The 16,423-nt window shown below is 62.5% G+C and carries 17 protein-coding genes, 1 tRNA gene and 1 rRNA gene; 10 read left to right on the plus strand and 9 right to left on the minus strand.

The annotated features are described in order from the left end of the window. From rrf to AC5RWX_RS09595, 4 genes are all read left to right on the plus strand, one after another. Window positions 1–96, plus strand: a 5S ribosomal RNA gene (rrf, locus tag AC5RWX_RS09580); the annotation flags it as partial. 85 nt (window positions 97–181) lie between these two features. After that, window positions 182–667: an SRPBCC domain-containing protein gene (locus tag AC5RWX_RS09585; RefSeq protein ID WP_494097291.1), complete on the plus strand. Its 486-nt coding sequence runs from the start codon at window positions 182–184 to the stop codon at window positions 665–667. Window positions 668–761: 94 nt separating this feature from the next. Then, window positions 762–2,105, plus strand: coding sequence for an FAD-binding oxidoreductase (locus AC5RWX_RS09590; RefSeq protein WP_494097447.1), 1,344 nt, complete (start codon window positions 762–764; stop codon window positions 2,103–2,105). 108 nt (window positions 2,106–2,213) lie between these two features. Next, on the plus strand, window positions 2,214–2,834 hold the full coding sequence (locus AC5RWX_RS09595) for a class I SAM-dependent methyltransferase (RefSeq protein ID WP_493942255.1): 621 nt from the start codon (window positions 2,214–2,216) through the stop codon (window positions 2,832–2,834). Window positions 2,835–2,840: 6 nt separating this feature from the next. Here AC5RWX_RS09595 and AC5RWX_RS09600 read toward each other — a convergent pair whose 3' ends face one another. The 4 genes from AC5RWX_RS09600 to otsA form a co-directional block, all read right to left on the minus strand. Beyond that, window positions 2,841–4,175: a DUF4032 domain-containing protein gene (locus tag AC5RWX_RS09600; protein WP_494097292.1), complete on the minus strand. Its 1,335-nt coding sequence runs from the start codon at window positions 4,173–4,175 to the stop codon at window positions 2,841–2,843. A gap of 24 nt (window positions 4,176–4,199) precedes the next feature. After that, on the minus strand, window positions 4,200–5,354 hold the full coding sequence (locus AC5RWX_RS09605) for an ABC transporter ATP-binding protein (protein ID WP_494097293.1): 1,155 nt from the start codon (window positions 5,352–5,354) through the stop codon (window positions 4,200–4,202). Window positions 5,355–5,532: 178 nt separating this feature from the next. After that, window positions 5,533–6,333, minus strand: coding sequence for a trehalose-phosphatase (otsB, locus tag AC5RWX_RS09610; protein ID WP_494097294.1), 801 nt, complete (start codon window positions 6,331–6,333; stop codon window positions 5,533–5,535). Beyond that, a complete protein-coding gene (gene otsA / locus AC5RWX_RS09615; protein WP_494097295.1) occupies window positions 6,326–7,801 on the minus strand; it encodes an alpha,alpha-trehalose-phosphate synthase (UDP-forming) in 1,476 nt (491 codons plus the stop codon). The genes otsB and otsA overlap by 8 nt, the downstream gene beginning before the upstream one ends. 192 nt (window positions 7,802–7,993) lie before the next feature. Here otsA and AC5RWX_RS09620 point away from each other — a divergent pair, with 192 nt between their 5' ends. The 4 genes from AC5RWX_RS09620 (at window position 7,994) to AC5RWX_RS09635 (ending at window position 11,523) form a co-directional block, all read left to right on the plus strand. After that, window positions 7,994–8,872, plus strand: a complete 879-nt coding sequence (locus AC5RWX_RS09620; protein ID WP_493945228.1) for a DsbA family protein — start codon at window positions 7,994–7,996, stop codon at window positions 8,870–8,872. Window positions 8,873–8,998: 126 nt separating this feature from the next. Then, window positions 8,999–9,072 (plus strand) — tRNA-Thr (locus AC5RWX_RS09625). Window positions 9,073–9,252: 180 nt separating this feature from the next. Continuing rightward, entirely contained in the window at window positions 9,253–10,572 is a 1,320-nt protein-coding gene (locus AC5RWX_RS09630; protein ID WP_494097296.1) for a serine/threonine protein kinase, read from the plus strand. A 180-nt stretch (window positions 10,573–10,752) separates the two neighbouring features. Next, complete coding sequence (locus tag AC5RWX_RS09635; RefSeq protein WP_494097297.1) at window positions 10,753–11,523, plus strand: hypothetical protein; 771 nt, start codon at window positions 10,753–10,755, stop codon at window positions 11,521–11,523. A 27-nt stretch (window positions 11,524–11,550) separates the two neighbouring features. Here the strand turns inward: AC5RWX_RS09635 and AC5RWX_RS09640 are convergent, their stop codons facing one another. Then, entirely contained in the window at window positions 11,551–11,766 is a 216-nt protein-coding gene (locus AC5RWX_RS09640; protein ID WP_494097298.1) for a hypothetical protein, read from the minus strand. Between the two features lie 3 nt (window positions 11,767–11,769). On the opposite strand from AC5RWX_RS09640, the gene AC5RWX_RS09645 reads away from it, so the two are divergent. Continuing rightward, window positions 11,770–12,114: a hypothetical protein gene (locus tag AC5RWX_RS09645; RefSeq protein ID WP_494097299.1), complete on the plus strand. Its 345-nt coding sequence runs from the start codon at window positions 11,770–11,772 to the stop codon at window positions 12,112–12,114. A gap of 2 nt (window positions 12,115–12,116) precedes the next feature. Here AC5RWX_RS09645 and AC5RWX_RS09650 read toward each other — a convergent pair whose 3' ends face one another. From AC5RWX_RS09650 to AC5RWX_RS09665, 4 genes are all read right to left on the minus strand, one after another. Continuing rightward, window positions 12,117–12,794, minus strand: a complete 678-nt coding sequence (locus tag AC5RWX_RS09650) for a site-specific integrase (protein ID WP_494097300.1) — start codon at window positions 12,792–12,794, stop codon at window positions 12,117–12,119. Further along, a complete protein-coding gene (locus tag AC5RWX_RS09655; RefSeq protein ID WP_494097301.1) occupies window positions 12,782–13,270 on the minus strand; it encodes a tyrosine-type recombinase/integrase in 489 nt (162 codons plus the stop codon). The genes AC5RWX_RS09650 and AC5RWX_RS09655 overlap by 13 nt, the downstream gene beginning before the upstream one ends. Window positions 13,271–14,254: 984 nt before the next feature. Next, window positions 14,255–14,425, minus strand: a complete 171-nt coding sequence (locus AC5RWX_RS09660; RefSeq protein ID WP_494097302.1) for a hypothetical protein — start codon at window positions 14,423–14,425, stop codon at window positions 14,255–14,257. Window positions 14,426–14,441: 16 nt separating this feature from the next. Beyond that, window positions 14,442–14,651 (minus strand): helix-turn-helix domain-containing protein, encoded by a 210-nt coding sequence (locus AC5RWX_RS09665; protein WP_494097303.1) that lies wholly within the window; start codon window positions 14,649–14,651, stop codon window positions 14,442–14,444. A gap of 633 nt (window positions 14,652–15,284) precedes the next feature. Here AC5RWX_RS09665 and AC5RWX_RS09670 point away from each other — a divergent pair. Further along, entirely contained in the window at window positions 15,285–16,136 is an 852-nt protein-coding gene (locus AC5RWX_RS09670) for a hypothetical protein (RefSeq protein ID WP_494097304.1), read from the plus strand. The last annotated feature ends 287 nt before the right edge of the window (window positions 16,137–16,423 follow it).

The following is a 16,423-nucleotide window of genomic DNA, read 5'->3' on the forward strand; positions in this document are numbered from 1 at the left end:
GAAACGCCCGGTCCCATTCCGAACCCGGAAGCTAAGGCCCACAGCGCCGATGGTACTGCACTCGGGAGGGTGTGGGAGAGTAGGTCACCGCCGGACATTCTTTACACAGGGAAGGCCCCGCCAACGACGGCGGGGCCTTCCCCGTTTAACCACCAAAACAACCCAGACTAGGCTTGGGCGTATGGACACGTCTTTGTTCTCCCATGCGCCGCGGGAGCCCGAACCAACCAAGAGCGCCGAACCGGTGCACTGCCGTGTGACGATCGCACGGGACAGCAGGGAAGCGTTCGAGGGTTTCACCGATCTCATTCACCTGTGGTGGCCAGTCGACGGCCACAGCGTGGCCGGCGAAGGCAGCCATGTGGAGTTTGAAGACCAGGTGCTGACTGAAACGAGCATTGAGGACGAGGTCCATGTCTGGGGCGAGATCCTGGACTGGATACCCGACAGCCATCTGCGCCTCACGTGGCACCCGGGCTCGAGTCCGGCGACAGCGGGTGAACTGCGCATCGACTTTGCGGAAGCCTCCCCCGGCCGCACGGAGATCCTGCTGGCCCACTCGGGCTGGGAGAACATGCCAGACGGCCAGCAGCAGCGGGCCGACTACGCTGAGGGGTGGCCCGAGGTACTCGGCCGCTATGTCCGTTTCATGGGCGGCCCGGCATGAGCCGCACATGAGTCATCATGCAACTACCACTGGAGGCCTTGAGACCGTGACCGATTCCTTCCTTGCCGGGCTTTTGGATGTGCTGCCCGCCGGTATGGTCAGCACCGAACCGTCGGATTTGGCAGCCTGCGCCGTCGACCAAGGACCGGTGCTGGACCATCAGCTGCCCAATGCCGTCGTCCGGCCGCAAAGCGTGGAGGACGTGCAGGCTGTGATGCGCGCAGCCCACGCGGCCGGGGTGCCGGTGGTATGCCGCGGCGCCGGGACGGGTGTATCCGGCGGCGCGCACGCCACGGAAGGGTGCCTGGTGCTGAATCTGGAGCGCATGGACCGGATCCTGGAGATCCATCCCGAGGACGAGATCGCCCGGGTGGAACCTGGCGTGATCAACTCCGACCTGAACGCCGCCGTGGCTGAGTACGGACTGATGTACGCACCGGACCCGGCAAGCTACCGCCTCTCGACGATCGGCGGGAACATCGCCACTAACGCCGGCGGGCTGCGCTGCGCAAAGTACGGTGTGACCCGCGAATCCGTGCTGGCGCTCGACGTGGTGCTGGCCGACGGAACCTTGATCCACACCGGCCACAGGACCTTCAAAGGCGTTGCCGGCTACGACCTGACCGGACTGTTCGTGGGCTCTGAGGGCACTCTGGGCGTCGTGGTGGGAGCGACGGTCCGGCTGCGTTATCTGCCGGTCGCCGTGGAAACGGTGGCAGCGTTCTTCCCCGATGTGACGGCTGCCGCGGCCGGCGTTCTGGCCGTGGGCCGCGCCCGGGTACAGCCGGCCATCATGGAGCTGTTGGACGGTAACACCATGGCCCAGTTGGACAGGGAGCAGGGTTCCGACCTGTGCAGCCGGGGTGCAGCGCTGCTGCTGATCCAGACCGACGGCTATGCGGCCGATGTGGAGGCCGGCATCATCCGCGATGTTCTCACCAGGCTCGGCGGCGACATAAAGGCGGCCGACGCCGTGGAAGCGGTCCGCCTGGTCGACCTGCGCCGGCACAGTCGTGGCGCCGAAGTGGACAACGATTTCCGCGTAGGCGAGGACGTGGCGGTGCCCCGTTCCCAGCTGGTGCACTATATAAACGAATTGCAGGGTATCGCCCAACGGCACGGAGTCGGACTCAAGGTTGTGGCGCACGCAGGGGACGGGAACTTGCATCCGACCTTCTGGGTGGGCCGCGGGGAGGTGGCGAAGGTGCCGGCGCTCAATGCGGCCCTGGACGAGTCCATTGATGTCGCGCTGGCACTGGGCGGCACGATCACCGGCGAGCACGGGGTCGGGCAGTTCAAGGTGCGGTGGCTGGGGCGCGAACAGAGCGAAGAGGTTTTGCAGTTGCAGCGCCGGCTGAAGGATGTGTTTGATCCGCAGCAGCTGCTCAATCCGGGCAAGGCGTTGCCCGCGGCCGTGCCGGAGCAGATTCCGTCCTGAGCGCGGGGCTGAAGGCGCTGCCGCTGGTTGACCGAAGCGCTGAGTCGCTGGCCAGGGGCCGCTGAAGGACGTGCCCGGCGGCAAGTGCCCCGCGCGTAGGCTAGTGCCATGAGGAAAGAGACGTTGTGGGAAGAAATGAAGCGCCAGAACCCGGGGCATTCGGCCTGGTACATTCAGCGCTTCGAAAAGATGCGGGCCGAGGGAGCGGACCTGCATGGTGAAGCCCGGCTGATCGACGCGATGGTGCCCCGCGGCAGTCGGATCCTCGACGCCGGATGCGGCCCGGGACGGCTGGGCGGTGAACTGGCGCGCCGCGGCCACACGGTGGTCGGCGTCGACGTGGATCCGGAGTTGATCGAAGCAGCACGCAAGGACCATCCGGATTGCACCTGGCTGGTCGGCGACCTCGCCGAACTGGATCTGCCAGCCCAAGGCGTCTCCGAGCCGTTCGACGCGATCGTCAGCGCCGGGAACGTGCTGACGTTCCTCGCCCCGGGAACCTCGGGCGAAGTGCTGCGAAAGCTGTCCAACCACCTGGCTCCTGGCGGCAGGCTCGTGACCGGCTTCGGAGCAGGCCGCGGCTACGACTTCGACCAGTTCTTCTCCGACGCCTCCGCGGCCGGCCTGGCAGCGGACCTGCGATTGTCCACCTGGGACCTGCGGCCGTTCACGCCGTCGTCGGACTTTCTGGTGGCTGTTTTCAGCAAGGTGGCGGGGCAGCAGGCCTAAGCGGAGTCAACCTTCATCGGTCTCGGTGGCGTCCAAGACAGCAGCGGTCTGCTCGTCCGGATTCAGCATGATGGTCGCCTCGTCCCGCCGGTGGCGCAACACCGAATCGACATACGACTGCACAGCCTCCGCCAGCGGCACATTCCGGTCCTGGTCTTCCGAGACATACCAACGATGTTCGAGCACCTCGTGGACCACTTCGGCCGGTTCCAGCTTTCCCGCCAGCTCGCGCGGGATCGCCTTGACGATCGGCTCGAAGACGTGGCGGACCCAGCTGTGGGCGCTGACTTCCTCGCTCTGCTCCGACTGGTGGTCCGCACGGTAGGCATCCAGGTCGTTGAGCAGCCGCCGCGCCTGGTTTTCCTGCACATCGAGGCCGGTCAGCCGGAGCAGTCGGCGCTGGTGGTGCCCGGCGTCCACCACCTTGGGCTGGAGGCGGATGCTGGTTCCGTCGGCCGTGCTCTTGATGGAGAACTCTTCTACGTCGAACCCCAGATCGTTCAGCCGCCGGATGCGGGCGTTGACTCGCCACCGGTCGCCTAAGTCGAACGACTCCTCGTCCGTCAGTTCCGCCCAGAGCTTCCGGTAGCTGTCCATGATCCGCTCGCTGGTCGTTACCGGATCCACTCTGTCTTCCAGCAGGCCGCCCTCGACCAGATCCATCATCTCGCCGGCGATATTCACCCGGGCTATCTCGAGATCGTGTTCGCGCTGGCCGTTGGAGAGCTGCGGGTGCAGTTCGCCGGTTTCGGCGTCCACCAGGTAGGCCGCGAAGGCGCCGGCGTCCCGGCGGAAGAGTGTATTGGACAGTGAGACATCGCCCCAATAGAAACCGATCAGGTGCAGGCGCACCATCAGCAGCGCCTGCGCATCGATCAGGCGGGTGATGGTCTCCCGCCGCAGTGTCTGGGAAAAAAGCGCGCGGTAGGGGAGCGAAAAGCGCAGGTGACGGGTGACCAGCACCGGCTGCAGATCCGATCCATCGGTGCGCATGCGCCCGGTCATCACGGCTACTGGTTCCACACAAGGCAGGCCCAGCCGCTGCAGTTTGCGCAGCATCTGGTATTCGTGCCGTGCTGCCTCTTCGCCGGTCTCCTTGATGGCCACCACGCCGGCGCCCAGCGGAGCGAATCGGACCACGTGCCGGGACAGGCCGCGGGGCAGCGCCGCCAGGTTTTCCGCCGGCCACTCTTCCAAGGCCAGATGCCACGGCAGATCCAGCAGCCGCTCGTCGGTGGTGGCCGCGGTGATGCTCAAGGAAGCGATCGCCGCGGCCTCACCGGACAGAGCCGTGTCCGCGGTGCCCCGAACGGGGCCGCCGGTGCCGGAGTGAGCAGCCATAATGACTACATCCTAGGCATGGGACTAGTCGGCTGTCTTTCCGGCCTCAACCGGGGCATTAAGGTCCTCCACCGAAGCCTCCGGAGTGCCGGGTGCGTGCTCGCCCAGGCGCAGCCCGGTCTGTGTGTCGAACAGGTGCACATGCCCCTCTTTGGGACGCACGAAGACGGTGCTGCCGGCTACCGGCGGCGTCCGTCCATCCACCCGGCCGGTGATCTCGTAACGCTTGCCGTCCAACTCGGTGTGTCCGTAGACGTAGGCATCGGCGCCGAGTTCCTCTACCACGTCCACGAACACCGCAAGGCCGTGGTTGTCCTCGGCGCGCTCCAGATCCTCCGGGCGGACGCCGAGCGTCACCGTGCTGCCGTGCGCTTCGCCAAGCAGGTCCCGCGGCACCGGATAGGTCATGCCGCCGAACTGGACACCGCCGTCGGTCACTGGCAGTTCCAGCAGGTTCATGGCGGGGGAGCCGATGAAGCCGGCCACAAAGACGTTGGACGGCCGATCGTAGAGGGCGCGCGGAGTGTCCACCTGCTGCAGGACGCCGTCCTTGAGCACGGCAACCCGGTCGCCCATGGTCATGGCTTCCACCTGGTCGTGGGTGACATAGACGGTGGTGACGCCCAGCCGCCGGGTCAGCGAGGCGATCTGCGTGCGCGTCTGCACCCGCAGCTTGGCGTCGAGGTTGGAGAGCGGTTCGTCCATCAGGAACACCTGCGGATTGCGCACGATCGCCCGGCCCATGGCCACACGCTGGCGCTGGCCGCCGGAGAGCGCTTTGGGCTTGCGGTCCAGATACTCTTCCAGATCCAGCAGCTTGGCGGCCTCGCGGACCCGTTCGGCACGTTCTTCCTTGGACACGCCGGCGATTTTCAGGGCAAAGCCCATGTTGTCGGCCACAGACATGTGCGGGTAGAGCGCGTAGTTCTGGAACACCATCGCGATGTCGCGGTCTTTGGGCGGTACGTCGGTCACGTCCCGGTCGCCGATCAGGATCCGGCCGGCGTTGACGTCTTCCAGACCGGCCAGCATCCGCAGCGACGTGGATTTGCCGCAGCCGGACGGGCCGACCAGAACCAGGAACTCGCCGTCGGCAATCTCCAGATTCAGGCTGTCCACGGCGGGCTTCTCGGTGCCCGGGTACAGGCGAGTGGCATGATCGAACGTTACCGTTGCCATAGTGTTTTCCCTTCACGGGCAGGTACGTGCCCGACGATCCGTAGTGATGGGTGAATATTCAGTTTCCAAACGGCTCGCCGCGCACACACCGTGAGGCGGCTCACGCCCTCAGTATGCCACGGCTGTCAAAGCGTCCGGCGACGCCTCGGTGAGCATCGCGTGCCGCCTAAAACGCGCGCTAAGCCTGCACCGCAGCCGCTCGGAGCTCGGCCAGCACGGCCAACGCAGCAGCAAAAGCCTCCGGCGACTCCACCCGGTATTGCGCCGCGGTGTTGCCCGGCCCCACCTTGATACCGACGTCGGTATCCCGCAGGACGGCGAAGGCGTGCTCGTCGGTGACGTCATCACCGGCGAAAAAGACAGCGGTCGCGCCGGTGAAAGTGCGCAGCAGGCCGATGCCCTGGCCCTTGTCCGCACTGAGCACCGACGTCTCCAGCACGCGCTTGCCGTCGCTGAGCTGCAGCCCGGGAATCTCCTGCAGCGCGGCCCTGGCCTGCTCGGTGGCTGCCGCTGCAATATCGTCGGCGGCGGTGCGGGTATGCAGCACGACGCCGGCCGGCTTGGCTTCCAGCCGCGTGCCCGGGTGGGCTGCCACGACCTTTTCGACGACGGCGGTGGCAGCCGCCAGTGCGCGCAGCTGCGACTCGTCCAGTACCAACGGCGGGCTGTCCGGGCCGGTGAAGACTTCGCCGCCGTGGGAGCCGATCAGCAGGGTCCGCTCGTCCGGGGACGCCACGGCGCGCAGGCTCGCCAGCGCCCGGCCGGAGATGAAGGCGGTGGACGTACTCGGCAGATCGGCCAGCGCGGCGACGGCGGCGGCCGAGGCCGGCAGCGGCCGGGCATCCTCGGCCCGCGGCACGATCGGTGCCAGCACGCCGTCGAAATCCAGCGCTACCAGCAACCGCTCCGTCCCGGCTAAATGCTCCAGGGCGGCCCGCAGTTCTGCCGGCACTGCCCCCTCGCGGCCGTGCTCAGTCATGGTCACCCGAACGCTCGTGTTCGCCCGTATGCTCGAGCGCCGTCAGGAAATCGCGCGACCAGTGCTCCACGTCGTTCTGCAGGATCTGCCGGCGCATGGCCCGCATCCGCCGGTTGGCCTCGGCCCGCGGCATGTTGACCGCCCGGACAATGGCCTCCTTGAGCCCATCGATGTCGTGCGGATTGACCAGGATCGCCTGCTTAAGCTGGTCGGCGGCACCGGCAAACTCGCTGAGCACCAGTGCCCCGTCCGCTGTCTTGCGGGAGGCAACGTATTCCTTGGCCACCAGGTTCATCCCGTCCCGCAGCGCCGTCACCAGCATCACGTCGGCGGCCAGATAGAGCGCCACCATCTCCTCCACCGGGTAGCTGTGGTGCAGGTAGCGGATGGCGGTGTTCTCCAGGGTGTCGAAGGTTCCGTTGATCCGGCCGACGGCCCCTTCGATTTCCTCCCGCAGCAGCCGGTAGGACTCCACCCGTTCGCGACTGGGGGAGGCCACCTGGATCAGCACCGCGTTCTCCACGTCAAGCTTGCCGTCTTCGAGCAGTTCGCCGTATGCCTTGATCCGGTGCCCGATGCCCTTGGTGTAGTCCAGTCGGTCCACGCCCAGCACCACGGTCTCCGGGTTGCCCAGTTCCTGCCGGATCTGTTCCGACCGGGCAATCACGTCAGGCCGGTGGGCCAGCTCGTTGATGTGCTCTACATCGATGGAAATCGGGAAGGCGCCGGCCCTGCAGAGGCGGATACTGCCGTCGGTGTTTTCCACTTGCACCTGCTGCTGGCGCACCGCGAAACCGCTGAAGCGGCGCACGCAGCGCAGAAAGTTGCTGGTGTCGCTGGGGCGCTGGAAGCCCAGCAAGTCGGCACCGAGCAGGCCCTCGATCACCTGCCGGCGCCACGGAAGCTGGGCGAAGATCTCCAGCGGCGGGAACGGAATGTGGTTGAAGAAACCGATCCGCAGGTCCGGCCTCGCCTCGCGCAGCAGCTTCGGAACCAGTTGCAGTTGGTAGTCCTGCACCCAGACGGTGGCGCCCTCCGCGGCAATCTCCGCCGTGGCCTCGGCGAAGCGCTGGTTGACCATCTTGTAGCACTCCCACCAGGCGCGATGGAATTCCGGCGACGCAATCACATCGTGGTACAGCGGCCAGAGCGTGGCGTTGGAAAAGCCTTCGTAGTACAGTTCAACGTCGTCGGCGCTCAAAGCCACCGGCACCAAGTGCATGTTGTCGTGGTCGAACGGGTCTACTTTCTCGTCCGGGACGCCCGGCCAGCCCACCCAGGCACCCTCGGTCTTGGCCATCACCGGCGCCAACGCCGTAACCAGTCCGCCGGGTGACCGGCGCCACTCGCCCTGCCCGTCCTCGTCCGTGGTGTAGTCCACCGGCAGCCGATTGGAGACGACGATCAGGTCGTACTCACCATACTGGCGTCCTTCTGCGTCCCTGTCGTTTTGAGCGGAATCCGCCAATTGACTCTCCTTTGTGTGAAGTCGTCCTGATGAAGACCTTATAAGGAATGGAAACCTGTCGCTTCCCCGGATCGTTCCCTCAGGTACAAACGTGAACGCGGCCACTGATGCCGCCTGAACGTTGAAGTTGCAACTAAACTGGTGCTGATGTGCCCTGCCCGGGCGAAGCAGACCGAGAAGACGCGAGGATTCATGGCTCACCAAAACAGCCCTAAGCCGACTAAGGCCGAGCGCACCGCAGCGGCCCGGGAGAAGGCCCGCCAGATGCGCGAGGCACAGCAGAAGCGGGAAAAGCGCAACTCGCTGCTGGTCAAGGGCGGGGTGGTGGTCGCTGTACTGGTGATCATCGGTGTGATCGCCGCGGTTGTGATCACCAACCAGCGCGGCCAGATTGCCGACGCCGGTGCAGCGCCGGCGCACGGCAATGCGTTCGGCGGCTACACCATCACGCAGAAGGGTCTGGCGGACACCGATCCCGCCCAGGTGGATGTGGCGAACATCCCCGCCCCCGCCTCCACTAAAGGCGACGTCATCGTGCCGGCCGGTGTAGCTGCCGCGCCCAAGGGCAAGCCGGCAAGCATCGTGATGTACGTGGACATGGGCTGCCCGGTCTGCAAGAGCTTCGAAGGCCAGTACGGCGGGTACCTCACCGACCTCACATCCTCCGGCGACGCAACCGTCGAGTACCGGGTGGCGACCTTCCTTGACCGGGTGTCGACTACCAACTACTCCTCCCGCGCTGCCAACGCCGTGGCCTGTGTAGCCGATTCCAAGCCCGAGGTCTTCAACGAGTACCTGACGCAGCTGTTCGCCCAGCAGCCGGCCGAGGGCGGTGCCGGCTTGGACAACGCGACCCTGACCAAGATTGCCGAATCGGCCGGGGCAACCGACGTGTCCTCCTGCATTGACGACGGCGAATTCCGTCCCTGGACCAAGTTCGTGAACCAGACCTTCAGCGAGTACCAGGTGGGCGGCACGCCTACGGTCTACGTAGACGGACAGAAGTGGGACCCGAACACCGCCGGCGACTTCCAGCAGTTCGCTCAGGGCATCATCGACGCCCGCGCCTAATCCATTTCTCCGTGCCGGTTCCCGGCGCGGTTCCGGGCGGCGGCTTGAGAGTTTCACGCGAAGCCGCCGCCTGGGCTACCCTTATCTAGCCGGTTTGTCCGGCACGTCTGGCGAATATGCCAGCACGCCTCCTTAGCTCAGTTGGCCAGAGCACCTGTCTTGTAAACAGGGCGTCGCCGGTTCGAATCCGGCAGGGGGCTCCGCTAGAACCGCTCAAACACTGAGAAGATGCCCGGAATTGGGCGGTTCGCTTTTGCTCAAGCGAAGCCAGCCCCTCCTAAACCCCTCCATGTACATCGCGCTGGTTACCATGGTCAATCGTTTAGGTGCGCGGGATCACAGTGCTGTAACCTCGAAGCCGAAGGTAGAGGTAGGGGGATATGAAACATTTCATACTTGGCCAGTTGGTTAAGCGGGGTGGCCAGGGAAGTGTTTTCGAGGCCACGGGTGACAACGGCGAAAAGTGCGCGGTGAAGGTTCTGACGATTGCGGCCGACAGCCCTGATCCGGAGGAAGACCGTAAGCGTTTTGAGCGAGAAATCGCCCTGATGCAGAGCTTGAATCATCCCGGCATAGTGAACGTTCAACGGGTCCGCCTCACCAATCAAGAACCCGGATATCTGATGCCGTGGGCAGACAGCACGCTGGAGCAGGAGATGCGTGAAAATCCGTGGGGTCTGGAGGAGGATCATGCCCTGAGGATCTTCGGTGAGCTCCTTGACGCCATCGAGTTCGCCCACGATTCCAACGTCATCCATCGGGACATCAAGCCGGCCAACGTGCTCGTCGTTGACGGTGTGTACAAGGTGTCTGATTTTGGGTACAGCAGACGACTTACAAGTGAATCAACCGTAATTACTCGAACGAATGCCGGGTTTGGGTCGAACGGGTACGTTGCGCCGGAACAGTGGAACAACGCCAAAGAAGCTGACGTAACAGCGGATGTCTACTCGTTGGGGGCCTTGCTGTACGCACTGCTCAGCAACTCTTCCCCCGCGGAAGGGATCCAGCCTAGCCGGGTGCCGGAACGGTTTAGGGACGTCGTTGTCCGTGCCACTAACCGCGACTCCAAGAATCGCTACTCAAGCATTGCTGAGATGCGGAAGGCGATCGAAAGGCGCAAGGGCGATTCCCAAGACAACGAGGTCGTTGAGAAACGGGCTGAACGTCTGCTGGTGCAGCACCAACAGGGCGACCGTGCTGCTCTAAGCGAACTGATGGCACTGCTGTTAGCCAACGCTCAGGACCGCGAGCTATACCTGAACTTCCTGCCGAGCTTATCGTCGGACGATCTTGAAAACATGGCCGCGGCGGGTCTCGACTCATTCATTGACATGTTGGCGAACTTTCTCAGCTACATCGAGGGGCAGCATCCGTTTGCAGCGACAGACACCTACGCTGTTTTCCTGGAGCATGTCTGGGACGCCACGGACGATCCCCGTGTCCGAATTGCGGTCCTGAAGCCCCTCCTGTTTCTGGGCTACAACCATAATCGTTGGTTCGTGCGGAGCGTATTCGCTCGCGTCGCAGTACAGGCGGCAGCTGAGAACCAGTATGTGCACACGCTTGCGGAAGTCCTGGAAGAACATTATCCGCCCAGAGCTTTCGTACGGGATGCACTGTTGGAGAAGTCCTTGCCACCGATGATCCAGCGGATTCTCAATCAGGACCCACCCGCTGAATCCGTCAATTGGTGGTGAGAGGGGATAAACCCGCCTGACTGCTGACGCGCGGTTCGACTGTGTCAAGGGCGTGCCACATAAAACCGGGAAGAAGATGGGGTGTAGTTCTGCTTCACAAGTAGATCGCCGACTCGTGCATAACCGGCACTCGGCTACGGTATTGGATGGGTCCGGTTGCAGTTGGGGAAGGGAATTCGCTTGTCGGAGGCAGAATCACGTAACCGAATGCCATCCTGGACTGTGATCATTGGTGGCGCATCTGCTCTGTTCGCTTTCTTGAAGGTGTACTCGTTCGCCCACTGGGACTCAAATACCGTTGCGACGCTCCTCATGCACCAGTCCTTTTCGGGGCTATTCGCCATCGTCCTAGTCGTTCTGTTGCCCATTGCAGTTCTGGCAACGTTAGTTATGCAATCCGTGAGTCTGGGCGAATCCATACGTGAGGTAAGACCATGGCGCACAGAAGCCGTTCTATGCGCCTCCTTCGCGATTGTGGCCGTGCTGGTTGCGTCCTGGGAATTCGCCTTGGTAGCCCTCGTCGTTGCGGCTTCTCAACTTCTCTACGCCGCTGCAGTGCGGATAGCACGCCACCTTCTAGAATCCAACGGAAAAGCTGTACCCTGGCTCGCCCAGAAATCGAGCGATACGCATGTGCCCAATGTGCGTTTTTTAGCAATCATGTGGGTAGTGTTCGGCGTGTTGGTTGTGTCCGTGACTGATCAGGGATGGATCCCTAAGGAGCGTCTAACTATCCAAGGGAGAGGCTCAGAAATCGGCTACTTTCTGGCCGATCAGGGCAATCACGTCGTTTGGATCGCTGACGCAAACCGATCGGTTCGCTATACACCCACTGAAGTTCTCAGCAACCGCGAGTCCTGTCCGAGCTTTGGACGACCGCTTCATGCTCGACTTCTATGGCCGGATACGGATACGGATACGGATACGGATACGGGCAAACATAGCTGCTGATTCCTGAACCGGGACAGCCTCCAGCTCCTAGCGTCGTAGAGCGTCAGCTAGAGCGCGGCAACCCTCCTCCGTGAGAGCGTTGAGCTTGTAGCTCTGGCCATTGCCCGCGATCTGCATCTTGCCGCTCGTTATGTAGGTGGGGTGGAACGCGGCGGACGGAACGTCGCACTGGACAACATCTACCGGCTCGCTCACGCGCTCGCCGTCGTGCCAGGTGAGTAGCTGCCCAGCGTCTAGAATCACAGGATGGAATTCTTTCTCCCGGCAGCAGAGGATGCTGCACAAGCCGAAGAAGTCTACGCACAGTTGGCGAAGGCAGCCGGTCAGGGGCCGCAGCCTCACGGAGAGCGAATTTACTTCCTCCGGTTCCAGCACAATGGTGAGGAGTTCGAAGCGCGGGTTGGCGAGGGAATCAAGAAGATCGCCAAGGGCTATCACGAGCCTGACAATGCCATCGTTCTGGCCATTTTTGATGGCGACCCGTTGCAAATCATTACGAGCGCTATCGGTGGCCACGCCTCGCTTTGGAATGTCCCCGCCTACGTGGGTTCCGGCTCGGTCAAGAATAAAGAGTTTTTCACAGCGGCCTGAAGTCATGCCGCGCCCTCACCGCGGGTAGCTTGAGCAATGCGACGGCGTAGCTCGGAGTAGTCCTTCTTGTACATGTGGGCATAGCCGCTGTCGGTAACAGTGATGGAGCCGTTCCCCATCAGTCGGCTCAGCTCGAACATGGACACTCCGAAGCTCACCATCAGCGAGGCAAAGGTGTGCCGAAGCTCGTGGAACTTCAGCGTTGGGTGCCCCGTCGCTTTGGCGGCTGGTTTGAAGCTGTAGCGGTAGAAGCCCTTGGGATCGAAAGCGCGCTCGAACGTCGCCAGTGGGTGACCCTTGATCTTCCCCGGCCACAGCCCCGCCTCAGGGTTGGCCCGGTACGGGTGCTGCGCCATGTACTCGCGCAGCTCAACAATTAGTTGTTCGTCCAGCAGCGGGACGCTCCGGCGAGAGCGTTCGGACTTCGGCGGCGTGTAGATCCACCCTTCTTCAACCCAGCTCATGGTGCGCTCGACTCGGACCTCCTTGTGCATTAGGTCGATATCCCGAAAGCCTAGGGCACCGAGTTCGCCTGAACGCAGGCCGGTCCAGACGGCGAAGCGCACCATCAGCCGATAGGGTTCGAAGCTATCTAGCTCCGATGCAACGGCGTTTGCCTCTGCGAGGGTCAGGAAGTTGGCTTCGTACGGCTGCAATCGTGGCTTGTTCAGCGCGTCCAAGGGGCTGAAGAGATTAGGCGGTGTCGAACTGCGTACGTGAACACCTTCTGCAAGGCGAGGAACGTTCCACGGACAGAACTATCTGATCGCTGCTTGCCTCCCGGTGTGGGCTTGACGCGTAACTCAGCGACGAACCTCTCCACATCCTGGCTGGTGATGGAAGCAATACGCCGGGAGCCGAAAACTGGGTAGATGTGGACACGGAAGGTGGTTTGGTACCCTTCAAGCGTCTTCTGCTTGAGACGTGGCCGGTCAGATTCGAGACAGGATTCCGCGATTTCTTGGAAGGTCTTGGAGTTCTTGACCAGCGGCTCGGTGGAAGCGCCTTCCGCTAGCTCATTTTCCACTCTCAGGGCGAACCGTTCGGCTTCGCGCTTCACAGTGAACGTGCGTTGCCGAAAACGGGAGCCGTCCCGCCATCGGACTTCGTACGCCGTCTTGCCGCTGGTTCTGGTCAGGGTCTTGATGTGTGCCATGAGATTGTCCTTTCGTGCGTTCGGCCGGAGCTGGAGTAACCAGCTATCTCCCGCCCGTAGCGCGTGAAGATTTTTCGATGGGCCGGTGCCGTGCGCTCTGTTGATGGCACGCGCTCGCGAGGCCGCTGTTCGCGCCCTCAGGCTCGATCTCGCCATGCAGCTTTAGCTGCATCACTCCGCGCTCGTTGGTACCAGTGGCCATGCCGGCCATTTCCGGCGCTGGTGGCTGTGATGCATGTGCCGTCCCTCGGCTCGGGCGACATCGACCAGCCAGCTTGCCCGGTTCTGGTCACGTACTCGTTCCAGCGTGCGACTTCCCAGCTCCCGCCCAACGAATTCCAGCGCAGCGAGGCACAGGTAGGCATCCGAGAAGTTCTCGCTGTAACGCTCCGTAAGGACCACGCGCCGCCGGACCTCGGAAGGTTCGCTCAGCACCAGCGCGGTCAGCTCCGGTGGGGATTCATGCTGTCGCCTCCTGCTTCTGCTTCATGCTCGTATAGGCGCGGCGCACAGTGCTTTCCGACCAGCTAGCCAGACCCATGGGCGACAGATGCGCTTCCGCGGCCAGCTCGCTCGCGATCAGCCCGAAGGATGCGCCTTCCTCGCGGCGGGACCAGATGCGCTCGCGGACCGCCGACGGGATGGCCGACTTCCTGCCGTTGGGGAGGTTGTTGCAGCCGGTTCGCGGCTCCGATTGCAGCGAGATTAGGTCCGAGATTCGACTGACCGATCTTGTGAATTACTGCTTCCTTATGCATTACTTGGTTCCCTTCTTGTTGATGCGGGTTGGAGGCAAATCTGGGAGGCCGGGGAATCCTGCTTCTCGTAGATACTCGGTGACAGCCGTCCGGATGATGCTGCGTTCAGAAACGCCGCTGGACTGGGAAAGGTAGCGGAGAGCATCGGCCATCTCAGGCGTGACCTGAAAACAGGACCATCGCACCTTGTCCGTGAACACCGATGTGCCGGGTGTGACGGGCGATTTCACGACCGTTCACCCGTTCGCGGAGCGGAACGTGCGCCTTCCCCGGTGAACTCCGATGCCGCCTCAATGTCGCTTCGTCGCTTCGGCGGCGTCCACGTTGGCTTGACCTTGCCGCTGTAGCGCGGTGCTGGATGATTCTCGTCGGTCTGGAAATTCGGTTCGTTCGTCATTGCAACGGCTCCTCGATCAGCTTTCGGCACGAATGGTGTTGCGCTCGATGTACTCATCAAGGTCCGACTGTCGAAAGCGGATGTACTGGCCAACCCTGACGTGTGTGATGCGCTTCTTGCGCACGGCGTCGTAGATCTGACGCTCCGTCATGCCAGGGATGTATTCGGTGGCTGTCGGCACTGTGAAAACCGGCGGATTCGTATTGCGCGGCAATTGTGTGGCCATGATTGCTCCAGGAACTCAGGGAGCTGTTTCGGGCAACAAAAAACCCGTGCAGCTCCGACGTTGATAGTCGTGCCACACGGGTCGAATGGTCTTGCTACGGTTTCAAGTTGGAACGATGGACGATCGTTCCGGTCCGTCTCGTAGCCGCTGAGCCGCACTGCGCGGAATCCCAGGCCCTTAGCCCTACTGGGCCATCTCTCGTAAAGCCATCCGCTCATGTTCGGATCGAGAGGAAGCCTACCTTGCGTGAGCCTCACTCCGCTAGTCGGTAGAGATACCCTCCTGGCTTTCCCCTCCTGCCCCTCCGAAAACCCCTCCACACCTGCGCTTCGAAGCGGTCCGCACATCTACGGACAGCTACGAACGGGGCGACCAGAAAGGCTGCACTTCCCGAGAAACAAGGGACAAGACAGTCGTCGCGCGTAACTGTGCGTATGTATGCGTAAACCTTTGTTGACGCTCTCATAATCGTTCGGTCGTGGGTTCAAGCCCCACCCGCCTACAGCATGAAAGCCCATTTCACTTGGCCAGCCGCAGGTGGGATGGGCTTTCGTTCTGTCACCATCGAATTACAACCCCTCCAAAACCCCTCGGCTGCCCAAACCAGTCCTCGCAGGGTGATGTAATCGGGTCATGACTTTCATTCCCTTCGATGCAACAGAAGAAGAAGTGTCGTCTCTCGCGATTATCCGGGAGGGGATACCTACCGTCTTGGCCGAGCCACTGAAGGGTTGGGTGGCCCAACAAGTTCCCCGTGATGGATACTACGTCAACAACGCCTTCGGGCTGAAGCTGCAGCTGATTCTCAACACTGACTTCGGCTTCGTTGCTGGCGGCCATGAGCACGCTTCCACGTTCGCCGCAATCGCATTTCAACATGGGGAGCAGATGTTCATGCGGGTGATCGACTTTGTACTCTACTCAACGCCGCGGGGTTACGACGATGGAAGTGAGCGCCTAGAGGAGTATCTAAATCTCTACCGGTCCAAATACACCGTGGATCGCCGAGACGGTAAGAGCCGAATTGGGATGCGCTTGCCGGAGGGTGTGTCGGAAACCGTTCAGGAGGCCATTAATGCGGCAGATGCCACAGCAGGGCAGCTACTGGCCAGAGCATGGGAGTACGCCTTTGGCCTCGATGAGAAGCCAGAGGAGGCGATGGACGCCGCTGTGAAGGCTGCGGAACGGGCTGTCACACCAATCGTCTGCCCGAACCATCCGAACCCCTCATTGGGCAACGCAGTGTCAGACGTGAAGCAGCAGGGCAATTGGAGTCACGGACTGCGCGAACTAAACGGCAGGGCACCGGCTAACGAGACGATTTACAACATGCTCCAGACGCTTTGGGCAGGGCAGCAGTACCGCCACGTAGACCAGAACGCCATTCCGCCAACATTGGAACAGGCGCGCACACACGTCATGCTCGCAGCAACCATCGTTGGCTGGTTCGCTTCCGGGGAGATCAAGAAGACTTCAGCGCCATAGCAGGACGACCCCTCTGGATCCCCTCCAGCCCTGCCTGATGAAGCCGCTCGGGCAGCTACGAACAGGGACGAACGGAACCTTTAGTATGAGTGGAAATTCCCGGAATTTCGGGGCAAAAGCGTAGAAGCTCGTAGGTGTGCGTAGTTATACGTCGTCCTGCATAGTCGCACTTGTAAACAGGGGGTCGCCGGTTCGAATCCGGCAGGGGGGCTCCTTACCCCCTCTCTGACTAGGCGAATGCCAGTGAGAGAGGTTTTTTTACGCTCGGTCAGCATGCAAACGGCTTC

It is taken from the genome of Arthrobacter sp. SPT-J7, from assembly GCF_059089965.1.

Bases quoted from the DNA above. Each gene is read 5' to 3' on its own strand.
- AC5RWX_RS09585 (WP_494097291.1), top strand. From the start codon at position 182: ATGGACACGTCTTTGTTCTCCCATGCGCCGCGGGAGCCCGAACCAACC.
- AC5RWX_RS09590 (WP_494097447.1), top strand. From the start codon at position 762: ATGGTCAGCACCGAACCGTCGGATTTGGCAGCCTGCGCCGTCGACCAA.
- AC5RWX_RS09595 (WP_493942255.1), top strand. From the start codon at position 2,214: ATGAGGAAAGAGACGTTGTGGGAAGAAATGAAGCGCCAGAACCCGGGG.
- AC5RWX_RS09600 (WP_494097292.1), bottom strand. From the start codon at position 4,175: ATGGCTGCTCACTCCGGCACCGGCGGCCCCGTTCGGGGCACCGCGGAC.
- AC5RWX_RS09605 (WP_494097293.1), bottom strand. From the start codon at position 5,354: ATGGCAACGGTAACGTTCGATCATGCCACTCGCCTGTACCCGGGCACC.
- otsB (WP_494097294.1), bottom strand. From the start codon at position 6,333: ATGACTGAGCACGGCCGCGAGGGGGCAGTGCCGGCAGAACTGCGGGCC.
- AC5RWX_RS09620 (WP_493945228.1), top strand. From the start codon at position 7,994: ATGGCTCACCAAAACAGCCCTAAGCCGACTAAGGCCGAGCGCACCGCA.
- AC5RWX_RS09630 (WP_494097296.1), top strand. From the start codon at position 9,253: ATGAAACATTTCATACTTGGCCAGTTGGTTAAGCGGGGTGGCCAGGGA.
- AC5RWX_RS09645 (WP_494097299.1), top strand. From the start codon at position 11,770: ATGGAATTCTTTCTCCCGGCAGCAGAGGATGCTGCACAAGCCGAAGAA.
- AC5RWX_RS09655 (WP_494097301.1), bottom strand. From the start codon at position 13,270: ATGGCACACATCAAGACCCTGACCAGAACCAGCGGCAAGACGGCGTAC.
- AC5RWX_RS09660 (WP_494097302.1), bottom strand. From the start codon at position 14,425: ATGACGAACGAACCGAATTTCCAGACCGACGAGAATCATCCAGCACCG.
- AC5RWX_RS09665 (WP_494097303.1), bottom strand. From the start codon at position 14,651: ATGGCCACACAATTGCCGCGCAATACGAATCCGCCGGTTTTCACAGTG.
- AC5RWX_RS09670 (WP_494097304.1), top strand. From the start codon at position 15,285: ATGACTTTCATTCCCTTCGATGCAACAGAAGAAGAAGTGTCGTCTCTC.